Origin of the sequence: Streptomyces sp. NPDC057616, assembly GCF_042800575.1 — a bacterium.
Classification (GTDB): domain Bacteria; phylum Actinomycetota; class Actinomycetes; order Streptomycetales; family Streptomycetaceae; genus Streptomyces.
This window is the reverse complement of sequence record NZ_JBHVGU010000049.1, coordinates 1-19,107: the sequence shown is the minus strand read 5'-3', so window position 1 is coordinate 19,107 and position 19,107 is coordinate 1. Positions and strand designations below refer to the sequence as shown.

At 73.4% G+C, this 19,107-nt stretch carries 11 protein-coding genes; 5 read left to right on the top strand and 6 right to left on the bottom strand.

Annotated features, from left to right (window positions below):
- Positions 1-54: 54 nt before the first annotated feature.
- From trmB to ACFU97_RS40115, 3 genes are all read right to left on the bottom strand, one after another.
- The gene (trmB, locus tag ACFU97_RS40125; protein WP_384266624.1) at positions 55-927 is read right to left on the bottom strand and encodes a tRNA (guanosine(46)-N7)-methyltransferase TrmB; all 873 of its coding nucleotides are present in this window, start codon (positions 925-927) and stop codon (positions 55-57) included.
- A 92-nt stretch (positions 928-1,019) separates the two neighbouring features.
- Positions 1,020-2,240: an L-2-hydroxyglutarate oxidase gene (gene lhgO / locus ACFU97_RS40120; protein ID WP_384266622.1), complete on the bottom strand. Its 1,221-nt coding sequence runs from the start codon at positions 2,238-2,240 to the stop codon at positions 1,020-1,022.
- Between the two features lie 70 nt (positions 2,241-2,310).
- Positions 2,311-3,735 (bottom strand): MFS transporter, encoded by a 1,425-nt coding sequence (locus ACFU97_RS40115; RefSeq protein WP_384266619.1) that lies wholly within the window; start codon positions 3,733-3,735, stop codon positions 2,311-2,313.
- 682 nt (positions 3,736-4,417) lie between these two features.
- On the opposite strand from ACFU97_RS40115, the gene ACFU97_RS40110 reads away from it, so the two are divergent.
- On the top strand, positions 4,418-6,517 hold the full coding sequence (locus ACFU97_RS40110; RefSeq protein WP_384266617.1) for an asparagine synthase-related protein: 2,100 nt from the start codon (positions 4,418-4,420) through the stop codon (positions 6,515-6,517).
- Between the two features lie 219 nt (positions 6,518-6,736).
- On the top strand, positions 6,737-10,093 hold the full coding sequence (locus ACFU97_RS40105; protein WP_384266615.1) for a BTAD domain-containing putative transcriptional regulator: 3,357 nt from the start codon (positions 6,737-6,739) through the stop codon (positions 10,091-10,093).
- 1 nt (position 10,094) lies between these two features.
- Here the strand turns inward: ACFU97_RS40105 and ACFU97_RS40100 are convergent, their stop codons facing one another.
- Together ACFU97_RS40100 and ACFU97_RS40095 are read right to left on the bottom strand one after the other, a co-directional pair.
- Entirely contained in the window at positions 10,095-12,056 is a 1,962-nt protein-coding gene (locus ACFU97_RS40100; RefSeq protein ID WP_384266613.1) for a sigma-70 family RNA polymerase sigma factor, read from the bottom strand.
- 316 nt (positions 12,057-12,372) lie between these two features.
- Entirely contained in the window at positions 12,373-13,146 is a 774-nt protein-coding gene (locus ACFU97_RS40095; protein WP_384266612.1) for a TetR/AcrR family transcriptional regulator, read from the bottom strand.
- Positions 13,147-13,528: 382 nt separating this feature from the next.
- Here ACFU97_RS40095 and ACFU97_RS40090 point away from each other — a divergent pair, with 382 nt between their 5' ends.
- Positions 13,529-14,908, top strand: coding sequence for an NAD(P)/FAD-dependent oxidoreductase (locus tag ACFU97_RS40090; RefSeq protein WP_384266610.1), 1,380 nt, complete (start codon positions 13,529-13,531; stop codon positions 14,906-14,908).
- 225 nt (positions 14,909-15,133) lie between these two features.
- Positions 15,134-16,786, top strand: coding sequence for a SpoIIE family protein phosphatase (locus ACFU97_RS40085; RefSeq protein ID WP_384266608.1), 1,653 nt, complete (start codon positions 15,134-15,136; stop codon positions 16,784-16,786).
- Between the two features lie 7 nt (positions 16,787-16,793).
- Here ACFU97_RS40085 and ACFU97_RS40080 read toward each other — a convergent pair whose 3' ends face one another.
- The gene (locus tag ACFU97_RS40080) at positions 16,794-18,068 is read right to left on the bottom strand and encodes an MFS transporter (protein ID WP_384266710.1); all 1,275 of its coding nucleotides are present in this window, start codon (positions 18,066-18,068) and stop codon (positions 16,794-16,796) included.
- Between the two features lie 122 nt (positions 18,069-18,190).
- Here ACFU97_RS40080 and ACFU97_RS40075 point away from each other — a divergent pair, with 122 nt between their 5' ends.
- The gene (locus ACFU97_RS40075) at positions 18,191-18,739 is read left to right on the top strand and encodes a MarR family winged helix-turn-helix transcriptional regulator (protein WP_384266606.1); all 549 of its coding nucleotides are present in this window, start codon (positions 18,191-18,193) and stop codon (positions 18,737-18,739) included.
- The last annotated feature ends 368 nt before the right edge of the window (positions 18,740-19,107 follow it).

Here is a 19,107-nt window from a genome sequence, read left to right as displayed (position 1 = left end):
GGCAGGGCGCCGCCCGCGACGGTACGTCGGATTGCCCGTGCGGCCGCAGGGGGTTCAGGCGCCGGTGGGGGGCTGGTTGCGATGCTGTACGCGACGGAAGAGCAGGTCGTTCACGACATGTCCCTTCTCCAGACCCTGGCCCTCGAAACGGGTCAGCGGCCGGAAGTCGGGACGCGGCGCGAAACCGCCGTCCGCCTGTGTGTTCTCGAACGCCGGGTGCGCGTCCAGCACCTCGAGCATCTGTTCGGCGTACGGCTCCCAGTCGGTCGCGCAGTGCACGATGCCGCCGGGTCTGACACGGGTCGCCACGAGGTCGAGGAACTCCGGCTGGATCAGCCGCCGCTTGTGGTGGCGCTTCTTGGGCCAGGGGTCGGGGAAGTACACGCGCAGCCCGTCCAGCGAGTCCGGGCGCAGCATCTCGCGCAGCAGGATGATGGCGTCCCCGTTGCCCACCCGGACGTTGGACAGGCCGGTCTGCTCGGCGAGGTTGAGCAGGTTGCCCTGGCCCGGGGTGTGCACGTCCACGGCGAGGATGTTCGTGTCCGGGTCCGCGGCGGCCATCCGCGCGGTCGCCTCGCCCATCCCGAAGCCGATCTCCAGCACGACGCGGCCGGTGTTGCCGAACAGCTCGGTGAGATCGATCGTCCGCTGCCCGTCGATGTCCAGCCCCCACTGGGCCCACAGCCGCTGCAGCGCGTCCGCCTGCCCCGCCGTCACGCGGCTGCGCCGCGGCTGGAAGCTCCGGATCCGCCGCTCGAAGTGCGACCCCGCGGGATCGGCCTTCGGCCCGTCGGGAAAGCGCGGCTCTCCCTTGGCCCTGGTGTGCCGGACGGAGACACCGGGGGCGTGCCGGGAGAGCTCGCCCGGCTCGTCGTGAGCGGGGTCGGCGGGCCGGGGGACGTCGGAGGCATTGAGCGAGTCAGACACAGTGGGGTCGATTTTACGGGGGCGGCGAGGGTGGGCGGCGGCGACGGCCCTGTGGCACGGGGCACGCCCCGCACCGCGGTCACCCCGTGGTCTCAGACCGCGCCCAGCATCACCAGTGCCCGCCTCGCCACCTCCCGCCCGATCGGCAGGGAGGCGGTCGCCGCCGGCGAGGGCGCGTTCAGCACGTGCACCGCGCGGGGTCCTTCCTTGATCAGGAAGTCGTCGACCAGTGAGCCGTCCCGCAGGACCGCCTGGGCCCGCACCCCCGCGTCCGTGGGCACCAGATCGTCCTCGCCCACCGCCGGCAGCAGCCGGCGCACCGCCGTCGTGAACGCCCCCTTGGACACCGACCGCAGCATCTCTCCCGCGCCGTACCGCCAGTGCCGCCGGGCCATCCGCCACGCCCCGGGCCAGGCCAGGGTCCCGGCCACCTCCCGCGGCCGTACGACGCCCCAGCCGTACCCCTCGCGTGCCAGCGCCGGCACCGCGTTGGGGCCGACGTGCACGCCGCCGTCGATCCCGCGCGTGAGATGCACGCCGAGGAACGGGAACGCCGGATCCGGCACCGGATACACCAGGCCCCGCACCAGGTCGGGCCGCGCCAGCTCGTAGTACTCCCCGCGGAAGGGCACGATCCGCATCTCCGGGGCGTCCCCGGTCAGCCGCGCCACCTCGTCGCAGTACAGCCCGGCGCAGTTGACCAGTACACGCGCCCGTACGACGTCGCCGGCCCGGGTGCGGACCGCGACCCCGAGCTCCGGCCGCCGGTCGATCCGCTCGACCCGCGCGCCGTAGCGGATCTCCGCCCCCGACGCCTCGGCGAGCTGGCGGGCCACGCCCACGAAGTCGCACACGCCCGTCGTCCCGACGTGTATCGCCGCGAGGCCCCGGACCTCCGGCTCGTACTCCTCGATCTGGGGGGCGCCCAGCTCCCGCACCGGTATGCCGTTCTCCCGGCCGCGCTGCACCAGGGCGTGCAGCCGGGGCAGCTCCTCCCGCTCCGTGGCGACGATGAGCTTGCCGGTGACGGCGTGCGCGATGCCGTACTCGGCGCAGAACTTCACCATCTCGGCGGCGCCGCGCACCGCGTACCGCGCCTTGAGCGAGCCGGGGCGGTAGTAGATCCCGCTGTGGATGACGCCGCTGTTGCGCCCCGTCTGGTGCCGGGCGGGTCCCGGCTCCTTCTCCAGCACCGTCACCCGGGTCCCCGGTGCGGCGCGCGTGATCGCGAACGCCGTCGACAGCCCGACGATCCCGCCACCGATCACCAGCACGTCGCAGTCGTACGCGATCTCAGGCCGCACCTGCACCACCTCCGCATTCGATAGTGCACTGCGCCACTGACAGTCGCTTCAAACGCGGGGGCGCGGAGGTCGGCCGACCTCACGCCGGTGCCATCAGCAGGGGCCTGGCCCGCTCCCTCAGCTCCACCACCCGCGGCTCGTCGCCGTAGGGCTCCAGGCGGTGCAGAAGATCCTTCACGTACTCGGTGGTGCGCGCCGAGGAGATGCGCCCCGCGACCTCCACCGCCCGCACGCCCTGCTCGCACGCGGCATCGAGGTTGCCGGACTCCAGCTCCGCGACCGCCGAGACGACCAGCCGCAGGCCGTGCGACCGTACGAACTCCTCCGTCGGCTTCGACAGCGCCTGCTCCGTGAAGCGGCGTACCTGACGCGGGGCCTTCAGGTCCCGGTAGCACTCGGCGGCGTCCGCGGCGAACCGGTCGTAGGAGTAGAAGCCGAGCCAGCTCGGGTCGTTGTCGCCCTCACGGGAGCGCTCCAGCCAGCCTTCCGCGGCCTTCAGCGCGGCACCCGCCGCCTGGGCGTCGTTCGCGCGTGCGTGCGCGCGTGCCTCGACGAGGCGGAAGAAGCTCATGGTGCGGGCGGTCGCCAGACCGCGGTTGCGCTCCAGGGCGGCCTGCGCGAGGTCGACGCCCTCGTCGCCGAAGCCGCGGTAGGTCGCCTGCAGCGACATCGATGCCAGCACATACCCCCCGAGGGGGACGTCGGCCGCCGCGCGCGCGAGGCGCAGCGCCTGGATGTAGTACCGCTGCGCGGCCTCCTGCTGGCCGGTGTCGAAGGCCATCCACCCGGCGAGGCGGGTGAGTTCCGCGGAGGCGCCGAACAGCGCCCGCCCCACCTCGTCCGAGTACGAGCCGAGCAGCAGCGGGGCCGCCTCCACCCGTAAACATTCGGGCACCATCGACGAACGCCAGTCGCCGCCTCCGTACTTGGAGTCCCAGCGCCTGGCGTCCTCTGCGGCCTCCCGCAACTTCTGCACATCGCTGTGGCCGACTTTGAGCGGTGCGCCCGAGCCCTCGGCGGGGTTCGCCTCGCGCGCCACCGAACTGTCGGCCGGTGTTATCAGCCACCGTGAGGCCGGCGTGGCGTATGCGCTTACTGCGAACGAACCGGCCAGCGACTGCCAGATGCCACCGGAGCCGGCCCGGCGCCCGGCGAGGTCGAGACGGTACAGATCCGTCGCCGACCGCACCGCCTGTCCTACGTCCCTGGGGAAGGCGAGCCCGACTTCGGGTGCGGGATCCGCGTCCGCCAGGCCGATCTCGTGGAGCGGCACAGGGCGGCCGAGCTTCTGGCCGATCGCGGCGGCGATGAGGTGCGGCGCGGCGCCCTGCGGCACCATGCCCTTCGAAACCCAGCGCGCCACCGAGGTCTTGTCGTAGCGAAGTGTCAACCCGCGTTGAGCGCCAAGGTCGTTGACGCGTCGCGCGAGGCCTGCGTTGCTGATTCCCGCGAGGGCGAGAACGGCGCCGAGCTTTTCGTTCGGCCCGCGTTGCTCCCTGGACATGCGCCACCCCTCGACACAGACGGCTGCCGCGCTGGCATAACCACGCGGCATTCGTAAACCCAGCGTAGTTCGCCGCATCCCAAGCGTTAAGGGGCATAACTCCGGATGGCGGGATTGTGGTCCGCACGGAAGTACGGGTGTGATACGCGCAGTTGCGCCGTGCTCCCGCTGTGTGGCCGTGCGCCCGTGCGTGCGCTCTTCTCCGGCCAACCGGGGAGCGCTTCCATGATGGTGCGTGGGTCGGCCCGCTGTACTGGATCCAGTGGGCTGGGGGACACCGCCGCCACCATCCCCGCGGGCGGCGGACGGGCCCGGGGGGCGAACTCCGTCTCCCGGGCTGCGCGCGGCCGATGCGCTGCGCAGAGCGTGTACGGAGCGTGTCGACTCCTGCGCTCTCGTCCGGTATTTGGCCGAAAATCGACCCCGTGTTCTCCGCCTAAATACGGCTCTCACCACGGAACTTGAGGGCGCGAAAGGCGTTTTCGGGGAGCATTGCGGGGGCGCATTCGCGTCGCAGCGACCGTGTCACGTAAGGACGTTCGCCCTTTCGGAAGGGTGAGCGCCCCGGCGCATTTGGCGAAGCACAAGCCGCTCCAGGGCCCCTCCAGCGTGCGCCCTTCATGGCAGCATGGGGAACCAGTTCGTACGGTGCACTGGTTGTCCACACCTCGTGGAGGCGTCGATGCGGTGGTTGGTGGGGTGGAGCAGCACCGCATCGGGGGCTTTGGATTTCGCCTCCGCAGGGGCCGCCGGAGAGGGCGGCGAGACCGTGCACCCGGTGGGCTCCCAGCTCCTGTGGGGCGACCCCGATCCGCTCTGGGCCGTCGGCGACTGGCGGCCCGACGAGGTGCGGGTGGTGAAGGCCGACGCGCAGACCCGGATCGCGGTGCTGGGCACGTGCGCCGCCTCCGACGAGCAGCTGCGCGTCGGGCTTTTCGCCGCGCGCGGCGGCGCCCTCCGGCATCTGACGGCGTGGCCCGGCAGCTACACGGCGATCGTCCAGGTCGGCCGCAGGGTCACCGTCTGCGGCGATCTCGCGGGCGCGCGCCCCGTCTTCTACACGCCCTGGGCGGGCGGCACGGCCTACGCCACGGCGGCCCTCCCGCTCGCCGACCTCATCGAGGCCAACCTCGACTTCGGTCACCTCGCCGCGCTGCTCGCCGCCCCCGACGTGCCGGCCGCGCTGCACGACTCCACGCCCTACGACGGCGTCCGGCGCATTCCCCCCGGGCACGCCCTGATCCTGCGCGCAGGAGCACGCGAGATCGCCGGCTACGAGCCCGTCGCCTCCCTCGCGGTGGCGGCGCCCTCGGCCGACCCCGACAGCGCGGTCGACGCGGTGCGCGACGCGCTCGTCGACGCGGTACGCGCGCGTCTGTCGGCGCCCCGGCACGTCCCCGGGACCGACATAGACCCGGGCCCGGTGCCCGGCATGGGCCCGGCGGAGCGGCGCGCCGCGCGCGGGATGCCGGTCGCGGGCATCGGCGCCGACCTCTCCGGCGGCCCGGCCTCCGGCACCCTGGCGCTGCTCGCCGCGGGCCTGCCCGGGATGCCGGGCACGGTCCTGGGGCACGGCACGGGCGCGGGGGAGCGCCTGCTGGCGGTCACCTTCAACGACCTCGCGGTCGGCGGCCGGGAGGCCGAACTGGAGCGGGCGGGAAGCCTGGCCGCCAACCCGCGCCTGCACCACGTGGTGGTGACCGGCGGCGAGGAGGCGCTCCCGTACGCCGAGCTGGAGGGCCCGCTGACCGACGAACCGGGCCCGTGCCTGGTGACGGCGGCGCGGCACCGGGCCCGGCTGGCCTCGGGCAGCGCCGACCACTTCACGGGCTACGGCGCCCGCCAGGTCCTGGACGCGCACCCGGCCCGCCTGGCCGACCTCCTGATGGACCGCAAGCGCCGCCACCTCGTACGCCCCGTGGCCGCCCTCGCCAAGGCGGACGGCTCGGTGATGGTCCCCGCGCGCGTGTACGGCGCGGCCCGCCGCCTCGCCCGTACCCCGTACCGCGTGGGTCTCGAGGTCCTGGCGGACCGTCTGCTGCAGCGCAGTTTCGACGAGCCTGGAGGCGCCGTCGGAGCCTCGCTCGCGGCCCTCACCTGGGCCAGACCCGGCCCCGCGGCCCGCTGGCTGACCGGCGAGGCCCTCGCTGAAGTATCGGTTCGCCTACAGGCGTCGACGGGCCGATCGGGCGTGGGTCCTGGCCAGCGTCCCGGCGACTACCGCGCGCGTGCCGCCCTGGCACGCCACGCGGCGGACCTGCGCGTCCTGGAGCAGGCGGCCGAGATCCGCTCCCAGCGCCTGCACGCGCCCTTCCTGGACAACCAGGTCGTCCGCGCCTGCCGCACCCTCCCCGAGGCCCTGCGCGTCAAGCCGGGCGCGCGTGCCGCCATCCTGAGCACGGTCCTGGAGGGCGCCGGCGTCACCGACCTCCCGCCCGGCTGGGGCGTGCCCTCCCACGCCTCGGCGGCGGTGGCGGCCCGCACCGGTCTGCGCGTCGCCGCCGACTCCCTGATGGCCCTCTTCGGCACGCCCCTGCTCGCCGAGGCGGGCCTGGTGGAGGCCCGCACGGTCCGCAGGGCCCTCCGCGCTGCGGCGGCCGGCGAACCCCTCCCGCTGGACGGCCTCGCCGACCTGGTCTCCCTGGAACTCTGGCTACGCCGCCTCCTGGCCCGCCGAGGCACCTGCTGGACGGGCACCCCCGCCCGCCAGCGGGCCGTACCGGCGGGGATCCACCCGCAGCGGGGGGCGCTGGCCTCCGGCGAGGGGGCGGGGGTCGCGTAGCCGGCTGCGGGGGGCGGCGCCGGCCCGCCGCCCGCAGGGGATTCACAGGTTGGTTCACAGGGGGTTCAGGGGGAGCCCTCCGGGGGTGCCGGATTCGGAGACGGGACGGGGAGTGGCGCCGGGGGCGGGAGGCCGGTGACTGGGGCCGGGGCCGGGGGCGGAACACGCGCCGTACCAAAACCCCGTGCCGCACACAGGACCCCCGGCGACAATGACCCGGTGCGGTACAGAATCCTGGGCGTCACCCAGGCCGAGGACGATCACGGCACCCCTCTAGCCGTCCCCGGCCCCCGCCTCCGCACCCTCCTCACCGCGCTGGCCCTGCGCCCCGGCCGGGTCACCACCCCCGACACCCTCATCGACGAGGTCTGGTCGGACACGCCGCCCCACGACGCCCCCGCCGCCCTACAGGCGCTGATCGCCCGCCTCCGCCGCGCCCTGGGCAAGGACACGATCACCTCGGCACCCGGCGGCTACCGCCTGGAGGCCGCCGAGGACGACGTGGACCTGTTCGTCTTCGAGCGACTCGTACGCCGGGGTACGGCGGCCCTGGACCGGGACGATCCGCAGACCGCCGTCCACGCCCTGGCCGAGGCCCTCGCCCTGTACCGCGGCCCCGCCCTCGCGGACCTCCCGGACCGCACCGCCGCGACCCGCCCGGAGGCCCTGCACCTGGAGGCGGTCCGCGCCCGCGTCGACGCGGACCTGCGCCTCGGCCGCGCCCACGCCGCCGTACCGCCCCTGCAGGAACTGACCACGGCGCACCCGTACGACGAGCCGCTGCACGCCCTGCTCATCCGCGCCCTGCGCGACACGGGCCGCACGGCGGACGCCCTCGCCGCGTACGAGAGCGCGCGCCGCGCCCTGGCCGAAGGGCTCGGCACCGACCCGGGACCCGAACTGCGCGCCCTGCACGCGCAACTGCTCGCCCCGCCGCCCCGGGCACCCGGACGCGAACGCCCGCGGCAGTCCCCTCCCGTGCCGGGCTCCGACCCGGGCCGCGCCGGCAACCTGCGTCCGCGGCTTACCTCTTTCGTGGGCCGGGAACCTGAACTCGACGCCATCCGTTCCGAATTGCACAGGGCGAGACTCGTCACCCTGACCGGCCCCGGCGGCTCCGGAAAGACCCGCCTCGCCGAGGAGGCCGCCGCCGGGCTTCCGCAGGCGTGGCTGGTCGAGCTGGCTCCGCTCGACCGGCCGGAAGCCGTGCCCGGAGCGGTCGTCAGCGCGCTCGGCCTGCGCGAGACCGTGTTGATGACCACCGAGCTGACGGCCCCCCAGGACGACCCGGTCGCCCTGCTCGTCGAGTACTGCGCCCCGCGCAGCCAGCTCCTGATCCTTGACAACTGCGAACATGTCGTCGAAGCGGCGGCCACCCTCGCCGAGACGCTGCTGACCCGCTGCCCGGGACTCACGATCCTCGCCACCAGCCGTGAACCCCTGGGCGTCCCCGGCGAGTCGGTGCGCCCGGTCGAACCCCTCGTCCCCGACCAGGCGCTGCGCCTCTTCGAGGAGCGCGCGTCGGCCGTCCGTCCCGACGCGGAGGCGGTGCTGCGCGACCGGGAGGCGGTGCAGGAGATCTGCCGGCGCCTGGACGGCCTGCCGCTCGCCATCGAGCTGGCTGCGGCCCGGCTGCGGCTGCTCACGCCGCGGCAGATCGCCGACCGGCTCGACGACCGGTTCCGCCTGCTCACCTCCGGCAGCCGTACGGTCCTGCCTCGCCAGCAGACCCTGCGCGCGGTCGTCGACTGGTCCTGGGACCTGCTCGACGAACGGGAGCGCACGGTGCTGCGCGAGGTCTCCGTCTTCGCCGGCGGCTGGGACCTCGCGGCGGCGGAGGCCGTGTGCACCGGCCCGGCGGCCGATCTCGTCGGGGCGCTCGTCGACAAGTCCCTGATCGTGGCGGCCCCTTACGGCACCGGCACCCCGTACGGCGAGGAGGGCCAGGCCGGCGAGGAGGGCCAGGCCGGCATGCGGTACCGCATGCTGGAGACCATCCACGAGTACGCCGCGGAGCGCGCCGCCGAGGTCCCCGGGCCGCGCGCCGAGGCCGAGCGGCGGCACAGCGCGTGGGTGCGCGCGCTGGTGGAGAAGGCCGAGCCGCTGCTGCGCTGCGCCGACCAACTCCCGTGGATCTCCCGCCTGGAGACCGAGCTCGACAACATCCGGGCGGCCTTCCACCGCGCGCTCGCCTGCGGCGACGAGGAGGATGCGGGCGCCCTCGCGCTGAACATGGGCTGGTTCTGCTGGCTGCGCAACTACCGCCCGGAGGCCATCGACTGGCTGGACCGCACCCTGCGGCTGGGCGCGACGCTGGACGCGCGTACCGCACCTCCGGACACGCACCCCGCTCCGTCCGTGACGCTCGACCGGGTCGACCCGCTCGACCCGGTGGACGCCTTCCTGGACGCCCCGGACGGCGAGAGACACCACCCCCGGCACCGGCTCCGGATGAACCTCCGGATGCTGCACGTGTTCCTGAGGTCGGACTCCGAGCGGATGGACCACGACGCGCTGGACGACCGGATGCGCGCGTACATCACCCGGCTGCGCGACCACTTCGCGCGGGGCGGCCCGGACGCGGCCCGGCTGCCGGGCATCGCCTGGCCGCTGGCCACCTTCGTGCTGAGCTCGGCGGACGCCCGGGCCGCCCTGGACGAGACGGTCGCCAACTGCCGTGCCCACGGCGACGACTGGGCGATCGGCGTCGCCCTGATGTTCCGCACGCACATGGCGGTGGACTCACAGGGCGGCATGAAGGGCGTCGACGAGGACCTCGCGGAGCTCAGGGTGCTCAGCCGCCGTGTCGGCGACCGATGGATGCGGGCCCAGGTGTGCAGCGCGGCCGGCGAGGCGGCGATGGCCCGCAGCAGGATGGACGAGGCCAAGGGCGAGTACGACGAGGCACTGCGGCTCGCCTACGAGGTGGGGGCGTACGCCGAGACGCCGTTCCTGATGGCCCGGCTCGCCGAGATCGCCTACCGCGCGGGCGACCGTGCGGCCGCCGAGCGCGGGCTGGACGAGGCGACGGCGGCCGCCGACCAGTACGGGGTGCCGGACACCAGGGCGTTCCTCCTGCTCATGCGCGCCCAGCTCGCGCTGGACGAGAAGGACACCGCCCGCGCGCGGGAGCTGGCCGACGCGGCACGGGTGGAGACCGCGCGCGGCACACCCCCGCCGCAGTTCACGGTGATGCTGAGCGCGGTCGACACCTTGGTGACGGTCGCCGAGACCGGCCCGGAGCGGGGGCTTCCGCAGCTGGCGCGCACCATCCGCGAGGCGGTGGACCAGCAGTGCGCCGACGTGGTCACGGCGACCCTCGTGGACCACGCGGCGGTCCTGCTGTCCGAGCTCGGGGAGCATCCACGCGCGGTGCGCCTGCTCGCCGCCGCGGCGACCTGGCGGGACGGCGCACCGCGTCCCATGCCGGAGCGCGCCGAGGCCGAGCGCGCCGAGAGGGCCGCCCGCGCCGCGCTCGGCGCCGGGGAGTACGACGCGCAGCTCGCCCGGGGCGTGCCGCTGGCCGCGGACGGGGTCCTCGCCGAACTGGACGAGGCCGTGCGCGTCCACCGGTGAGCTACGTGCAGGTGAACTTCGACTCGGCCCAGTCCGCCGGCGTCAGGGAGTCGAAGCTGCTCTGCGGCGACACGACCAGCCGCACGGTCCGGTGCCCGGCGAGGTTCACATGGACCGGGACCGCCGGGCCGCCGCCCCGGACCAGGCCGGACCGCCACAGCGGGACGCCGTCGGCGTAGACGGAGAAGGAGACCTTGCCGAGGCCCAGGGCCATGTCGTCGACGCCCACCATGGCGTCGTAGGCCGAGCAGCTGCGGTTGAGGTCGATGGTCACGGAGGACTCGCCGTGCACGGTCACACCGCGCGCGTACTGCCGGCCGGCGATCGACATGCCGTACCGCTGCCAGACCCAGCTGCTCTCGCCGAGCCGCATCTCCGGCTTCGTGCCGTCGCCGGTGACGTCGTAGGCCAGCGTGTTCCACTCGTAGACCGCCGGGGGCGGCGGGGGAGTCGGCTTCGGTGTGGGCGTGGGCTTCGGGGTCGGCTTCGGCTTCGGCGTGGGGGTGGGGGTGGGAGCAGGCTTCGGGGTGTGCGTCGGCGTGGGGGCCGGCGTCGGCGTCGGTGTGGGCCCGGGGGCGGACACCGGCACGATCGGCGGCTTCGGCGTGGGTGTCTTCTTCGGCGGTGCCGGCTTCGGCGGCTGCGGCCGGACGGACGGCGCGGTGGCGGCCGGCTTGGCGTCCTGCTTCCTGGCCGGGGCGTCGCCGCCGGACAGTGCGAGGGCCACGGCCACGCCCGCCGCGGCGACCACGGCGGCCGCGGCGAGGCCGACCTTCGCGGGCGCGCCCAGCCCCTCGGAGGCCACCGCGCCGCCCGCGCCCGCCCCTCCGGACGAACCGCCGCTCGCCGCCGCTGCCGCACCCGCCACGCCCGCCGCACCGGCTCCGGTGCCGCCGGCGATGAGCGCGGCCGCCTTGGCGTACCCGGCGGCGCCGAACCAGCCGATGACCGCGACCGGCACGACACCGGGGATACCGCTGGCGACTTCCTTGATCTGCCCCGCGGCCAGGCGGCACTTGGCGCACTCCTCCAGGTGCTTGCGCAGCCCCCGCTCGGCACGGGTGCGCAGTCCGCCGCGGGCGTAGGCACCGAGCCGGTCGGCGTAGCGGGCGCACTCCTCGTCGTCGGCCAGCGAGGCGCTGACGTGGGCCTGGAGATAGGCCTGCTTCAGGCCCTCGCGGGCGCGGCTGGCGAGCACGCGCGTGCCGTTGGCGTCCAGCCCGAAGAGCGTGGCGACGTCGCTCGGCGACTCGTCCTCGACCTCGGTGTGCCACAGCACGGCCTGCCAGCGCTCGGGCAGCGACCGGAAGGCCTGCATGGCCATGGACTGCTCGGCCACGTGCATCGCCCGTACGTCGGCGCCGAGGTCGAGCGTGTCGTCGTCGGACACCTCGGAGGAGCGCGCGGCCTGCGCGGCGAAGACCGCGAAGTCGTCGACCAGGTGCTCCCGCCTGGCGGACTTCGTCCAGCTCGCGGCCACCCGGCGGACGCTGGTGAGCAGGTACGCGCGTACGGCGTGCTCGGGTCCGTGGCCGCCGCGTACGGCCTGGAGCATGCGGGCGAAGACCTCGGCCGTCAGGTCGTCCGCGGTGTGGGCGTCGCGGCAGCAGGTGCGGGCGTAGCGGCGCACGGCGTCCGCGTGGCGGCGGTACAGCTCCTCGTACGCCGTGTCGTCGCCGGAGCGCATCCGCACGATGAGGTCGGCGTCGGACGGCGGGAAGTCCCTCGGCGGCGGCAGCACGCTGTCCTCGTGCAGCTCGCGCTGCGCCGGGACGGTGCCCTCCGCAGGGTCGGCGGACTCGACCGGTCCGACGGGCTCGCCGCCCTGCATGGGAATGACGGTCTCGGCGGGGACGCCGCCCTGCGGCATGCCCGCGCGTCCGCCCTGACTCGGCACCTGCGGCGGACCGCCGGCCCCCTCGTCGCCGTCGGCCGGCGACTCGTCCCGCCCGTCGAAGCTCATCGCGGAACGCCCCTGCCGCCGCTAGACCCACCAGTCCCGAACACCGGGTCAGAGTGCCATATTGGCTTTTGTTCAGGACCCCGCAAGGCGGACCATCCACTCGTCCGAGGGGACTTGTCGTGCCGTAGTACTGGGCGTCCCCCATTCGGGGAAGGCTCAATTGACGTGCATCCGGCGGCAGTTGGGCCGCAAGCCGGAAATGTCCGGCGGATTCCCGGCATCGGATCATTCCCGGCGCACGCCGGACGCGCGGGCTGCGCAGCGCCCACGCCCCCGCATGACCGTCCGCGGATCGGGCTGACGAACGCCCGCGGGATCAGGCAGGCCGCGACCGCAGCCCCTCGAGCAGGATGTCCAGCAGCCGCGACGAGGCGGCAGCCTGCTGCGCCGGGTCCGGCAGCGAGGGCGCCGCCGTGGCGATGACCAGCAGCACGTCCGACACCGACACGTCGGGCCGCAGTTCACCGGCCGCGCGCGCCCGCTCCACGAGCTGGCCCACGACCTCCAGCAGCGCCGCGGCGCCCGTGTCGTCGTCGTCCGCCGCCTTCGAGGCCTCCTCGGAGACCAGCCGCAGCTCGCCGGAGCCCGGCTGGATCCGCTGCTGCGGGACCCGGGCCTCGTCGAACACCGTGCCGTCGGAGCGTCCGTCGCCGTCGTCGGTGACCGAGACCCGCAGCACCTGCGGCGGCAGCAGCCGCCCGGCGCCCGAGGCCACCGAGGTGCGCAGGAAGCGCGAGAGCGCCGACCACGGTTCGTCCTCCTGGCCGAGCGCCGCCCGGGCCTGCTCGGTCAGCCGGGAGGTCTCCTCCTCGGCTATCCGCCGCACCAGGACGTCCTTGCTCGGGAACCGCCGGTAGACGGTGCCCACACCCACCCTCGCCCGGCGCGCCACGTCCTCCATCGGCGCGCCGTAGCCCAGTTCGCCGAAGACCTCCCGCGCCGCGCGCAGGACGTGCTCCAGATTGCGCTGTGCGTCCACGCGCAGCGGCGTCGTCCGCGATCCGTCGCGTCCGTTCCCCGCCGCCGCGCTCACCATGCCGCCTGCTGTCAGTGCTGACGCGGACGACCAATGAGAGTCCTGAACATGCATAAGTGTTCCCCCGGTAATGACGTCTCCCCCCGGAGACTCTCCCCGCCATCGGTTGCCGGAGTTCGGGAACATGCCCGGTTCACCGGTCCGCCCCTCGCGGACTCGATGAGCGATGAGCGCATCCCCCTACACCCCGTCGACACACGAACATAGTTGAGCGGGGGTCAATTCAGAAGGGGCAGGTTCCGCACGGAGCGCCCCCCGATCGGACCACGGGCCGCATACGTCCCGATTGCGCCCCTCATGGTCACCGGGCACACACTCGCTGACCTGCGGTTCTTTCGGGCACTCGGGCAATTCGGCCAACTCTGGGCGTCCTGGGCCGGCGGTCACACAAATTGTCGGGGCTGTGGACAAACTCAAGCGCTCGGTGCGTCATGGGATGGTGAAGGAACGTGCGCGCATTCTCGTTGTCGGCGGCGGCTACGTCGGGATGTACACGGCCCTGCGCCTCCAGCGGAGGCTGAAACAGGAACTCGGGCGGGGCGAGGCCGACATCACCGTCGTCACTCCGGACCCGTACATGACGTATCAGCCCTTCCTTCCCGAAGCCGCGGCCGGTGCCATCTCCCCGCGCCACGTCGTCGTGCCGCTGCGCCGCGTCCTGGACCGGTGCCATGTCGTCGTCGGCGAGGTGCAGTCGATCAACCACGCCAAGCGCACCGCCATGCTCACCACCCTCGCCACCGAGGAGGAGGGCGCGGGTGCGGAGCAGCTGACGTACGACGAACTCGTCCTGGCGCCCGGCTCGATCTCGCGCACCCTGCCGATCCCCGGCCTCGCCGACCACGCCATCGGTTTCAAGTCGGTCGAGGAGGCCATCGGCCTGCGCAACCACGTCATCGAGCAGATGGACATCGCCTCCTCCACCCGCGATCCCGAGATCCGCGACGCGGCGCTCACCTTCGTCTTCGTCGGCGGCGGATTCGCCGGGGTCGAGGCGCTCGCCGAACTCGAGGACATGGCGCGCTACGCGGCCCGCTACTACCACAACGTCCAGCCCGAGGACATGAAGTGGATCCTCGTGGAGGCCTCGGACCGCGTGCTGCCCGAGGTCGGCGAGGAGATGGGCCGCTACACGGTCACCGAACTGCGCCGCCGCAACATCGACGTACGCCTGCACACGCGCCTGGAGTCCTGCGTGGACCGCGTCGCCGTCCTCAGCGACGGCTCCCGCTTCCCCACCCGTACGGTCGTGTGGACGGCCGGCGTGAAGCCCCATCCGCTCATCGCCGCGACCGACCTGGCCCGCACCGACCGGGGCAGGCTGAAATGCACCCCCCAGCTGACGATCGACGGCACCACGCACGCGTGGGCGGCGGGAGACGCCGCCGCCGTCCCCGACGTCACCGCGGCGGAACCCGGCGCCGAGACGGCCCCCAACGCCCAGCACGCGGTCCGCCAGGCCAAGGTCCTCGGCGACAACATCGCGCACGCGCTGCGCGGCGAGCCCTTGGAGACGTACGCCCACAAGTACGTCGGCTCGGTCGCCTCCCTAGGCCTGCACAAGGGTGTCGCCCACGTCTACGGGCGCAAGCTGAAGGGCTACCCTGCGTGGTTCATGCACCGCGTGTACCACCTCAGCAGGGTGCCCACCTACAACCGCAAGGCCCGCGTCCTGGCCGAATGGACGCTGTCGGGCCTCTTCAAGCGGGAGATCGTCTCCCTCGGATCCCTCGAACATCCGCGGGCGGAGTTCGAACTCGCGGCCGGTGGACAGCCTCCGACCGACCCCTCCGGCGACCCGAAGGGGTCGTCCTGACCGGACCGAGGAACTCCGCCGCCCGAGAGGGCGTCCCACGGATGTCGCCCCGGTGAGCGACACACTGCCAGACTGATCCCCGCCCCAGGGCGAGCGACTGCTCGTCCTCCGCACCCAAGAGGCTCTCCCCACCGTGCTGCATCCCGGGGGCGTCATCCCCCAGCCCTCCGGCCAGGTCCGGAGCCGGCCCAAGACGCCGAAGACGACGACACGAGGCAAGGATTCGTGAACTTCACGCGCTGGAGCGCCCGGCTCCCCGGAACGCAGCGCCGCGCCGCAGCGCGGACCGATCACCCGGCCGCCCCCGACCGGCAGGCCGAGACCGCGAGCTCCGTCCCCGCGGCCCGCGCCGAGCAGTTCACCGACGAGCACGCGCCCGTGCCGGCCGTCGACGACCTGCCCGTGCGGGACGTCCTCGACCGCGTCCCCGCCCTCGTCGCCCTGGTGCACGGCCCCGACCACCGCGTCGCCTACGTCAACGACGCCTATGTGGCGGCCTTCGGCGTACGCCCCCTGGGCGAGCCCGTCCGCGACGCCCTCCCGGAACTCGACGAACTGGGCCTGCTCCCGCTCCTCGACCAGGTCCTGCGCAGCGGCAGACCCCGCACGCTCAAGTCCCGCAAGGCTCCCGACGGCCGCTCCTACACCTTCACCTGCACCCCCGTCACCGAAGGGGACGACGGTGGAGTGCTGGTCTTCGCCACCGACGTCACCGACCACGCCGAGGCCGCCGAGCGCCTGCGCGCCAGCGAGCGCAGCCAGCGCGAGACCGCGGTCACCCTCCAGCGCTCGCTGCTGCCCCAGGAGCTGGAGCAGCCCGACGACCTGCGCATCGCCGCGACCTACCAGCCCGGCGGCACGGAGGCCGCGGTCGGCGGCGACTGGTACGACGTCATCACCCTCGGCGGCGGCCGCACGGCCCTGGTCATCGGCGACGTGATGGGCCGGGGCGTCCGCGCCGCGGCCGTCATGGGCCAGCTCCGCACGGCCGTGCGCGCCTACGCCCGACTCGACCTGCCCCCGCACGAGATCCTTCAGCTGCTCGACGGCCTCGCCGCCGAGATCGACGCCAACCAGATCGCCACCTGCGTCTACGCCATCCACGACCCGAACGAGGGCCGCCTGGTGTACGCCTCAGCCGGGCACCTGCCGATCCTGGTGCGCGACGAGAGCGGCACCGTCCTGCGCGCCGACGAGCCCACCGGCCCGCCGCTCGGCACGGGCGGCTGGATGCACGCCTCGGGCTCGGTCCCGCTGGGCTCCGGCGCCACGGCCGTGCTCTACACCGACGGCCTGGTCGAGCGCCGGGACGAGGACCTGGACGAGGGCATCGCCTCCCTGGAGCGGGCCCTCGCCGGCGCGACGGGCACGCCCCAGGTCGTCTGCGACCGCCTGGTCCGCTCGGCCGGCGTCACCGCGGACCACGACGACGACGTCGCCGTCCTCGTCCTCCAGCACCCGGCCCGCACCGGCCCCGACAGCGACCTGTTCCGCAACGCGGCCCTGGAGCTCCTCGGCGGCGTCGAGGCGGCACCACGCGCGCGTGCCTTCGCCTCCGGGGTGCTGACGAGCTGGCGGTTCCCGTCCGAGCTGCACGACCTGGGAGTCCTGGCGGCGAGCGAACTGGTCGCCAACTCCCTCCAGCACGGCACGCCCCCCATGCGCCTGCGCCTGCGCCGCACCGACCGCCGCCTGATCATCGAGGTGACCGACGGGGACGACCACCTCCCCCGCCGGCGCCGCGCGGAGGCGGCCGACGAGTCAGGCAGAGGCATCGCGATCGTCGCGACCATCGCCTCCACCTGGGGATCACGGCGCACGCCCGGGGGAGGGAAGGCGGTCTGGTGCGAGTTCCTCCTGCCGAACACCACCGCGTGAGCGGCGACTACGCCTCCGAGGCCACCGGCTCCGCGGCCGCCCCACCACGAGCGACCACCCGGCTCCGCACCAGCCACGGCTGATCCTGCACCGCGGTGAGCCGCCTCCCCAGCCGTACGGCGAGGAAGGTGATGCCCAGCGAGAACAGCAGGAACGTCACCACGTACGGCGCGTGCAGCGAGGCCCCCATCGGCCCGCCGACGGCCGGCCCTACGGCCAGCGCCAGCTGCTTCACCAGGGCGAACACGGAGTTGTACTGCCCGGCCATCCCGCTCGGCGCCAGATCGGCGACCAGCGGCGCGACGGTCGGCGACAGCATCGCCTCACCGAGCCCGAACAGCGCATACGTCGACACGAAGGCCGCCGTCGCCATCTCGCGGCTGCCGTGCCCGAGCCCGGCGTACCCGGCCGCGATCCACGCCACGGCCCAGATCAGCCCTACGGCGGCGATCACCCGCGAGCGCCGGCGCCGCTCGACGAACTTCAGCACGGCGAACTGCGCGACGACGATCATCAGCGTGTTGGCGGCCAGCGCCGTTCCCAGCGCGGACGTCGAGATCCCGGCGGCCTCGACACCGTAGGCGCTCAGCCCGGACTCGAACTGGCCGTAGCAGGCGAAGAACAGCACGAAGCCGAGCACGCACAGCTGCACCATGGCCCGGTTGCCGAGCAGCTGCTTCCAGCTCCCCTTGGCCGAGGCGGCGGGCGCGCCCTCGATCCGCGGCGCCCGCGGCATCCGCACGGTCGCCATCACACCCGCCAGCAGCAGGAACATCGCCGCCTCGATCGAGAACAGCAGGGTGAAGGAGTCGACGCGCGTAGCGTCGACGAGATGGCCGCCGATGAGGCCGCCGACACCGAGCCCGAGGTTCTGCAGGAAGAACTGCATCGCGAAGGCACGCGAGCGCGTGTCGGCCGTGGAGCAGTCCACGATCATCGTCGCCAGCGCGGGCTGCATCACGGCCTGACCGGCCCCGAGCGCCGCCGACGCCAGCAGCACGGCCGTCGCGCTCCCCGCCAGCCCCAGACTCAGCGCCCCTACGGCAGCCGTGACCAGGGCGGCGAGAAGGACCGGCCGGGGACCGCGCCGGACGATGGCCCGCCCGGCGAACGGCAGCACGATCAGCGCGGCCACGGCGAAGACGGCGAGGACGAGCCCCGCCGTCATGGCTCCAAGGCCCCTCACCTGCGCCACATAGACGTACAGGTAGGGGACGGTGAAACCGAGCCCGAACGCGCTGAGTGCGTTACCCACGTGGATCCGGCGCATCGCTGCGCCCATCGCCCTGGTCACGTTCACCTCTCTCACTAGTTAGGACTGAAGACTTCGAAGCTAAAGTTCGAAGCTAAAGAGTACATAATCAAGGACTTCAAGGCAAAGCAGCCGCGTGCCATACTGCGGCCATGGCCCAGACCCCCGGCGTCACGGAGCCGACACTCGAAGAGCAGATCGCCGCTTACCAGCGGGAGTTTCGGGACCTCGACCCCCAGGTCGAGAAGATCGTCTCGGCACTCTCCCGGCTGAACCGCCGTATGAACGTCGCCTACGGCCGCCAGACCGCCGCCCTCGGCATCAGCAACGCCGAGTGGGAGGTCCTCAAGGCGCTCGTGCTCTCCGGCGCCCCCTATCGCCTGGGCCCGAGCGACCTCGCCAAGCGCCTCGGCCTGACGCCGGCCGCGATGACCCACCGGATCGACCGCATGGTCGGCGAGGGACTGGTGACCAGGGAACGTGACGAGTCCAACCGGGTCCGGGTGATCGTGGAGCTGACCGCGGAGGGCCGCGAGAAGTGGCTCGAGGCGATGCGCATGGCCACGGTCTTCGAGGAGGACCTCCTCCAGGACCTCTCCCCGGCGGACCGCACCGCCCTCGGCGAGGTCCTCACCCGCCTCCTGCGTAGGGTGGAGCACGCCCAGCCGGACGCCGGCGGGCGCCTCACCGACCTGGACTGAGGCGCGGAGAAAAAGATCTTGACGCGAGGCGCTTGACAGGCTCTCGCTGGATCCGTAAAGTTCTTCGGGTTGCCACGGGGCCGTAACGGTTCTGCGGCAGCGCTCCCGCCGCATCAGCGGCAAACCAAACCACAGCACGATCTCCCAACCGGGTTGATTTCGGCATGCTCGAATTCAATTCCACCTGGGACTCGGCGGCCCGATTGGGAATCGCCGAGGGAATCCGCTAAGGTTTGAGACGTCGGAACGGCCCAACAGCCGGAAAGACAACCTCCTCTGACTGGGAATCAGACGCCGAAAGGATCTGATAGAGTCGGAAACACCGAAGGGAAGCGCCCGGAGGAAAGCCCGAGAGGGTGAGTACGAAG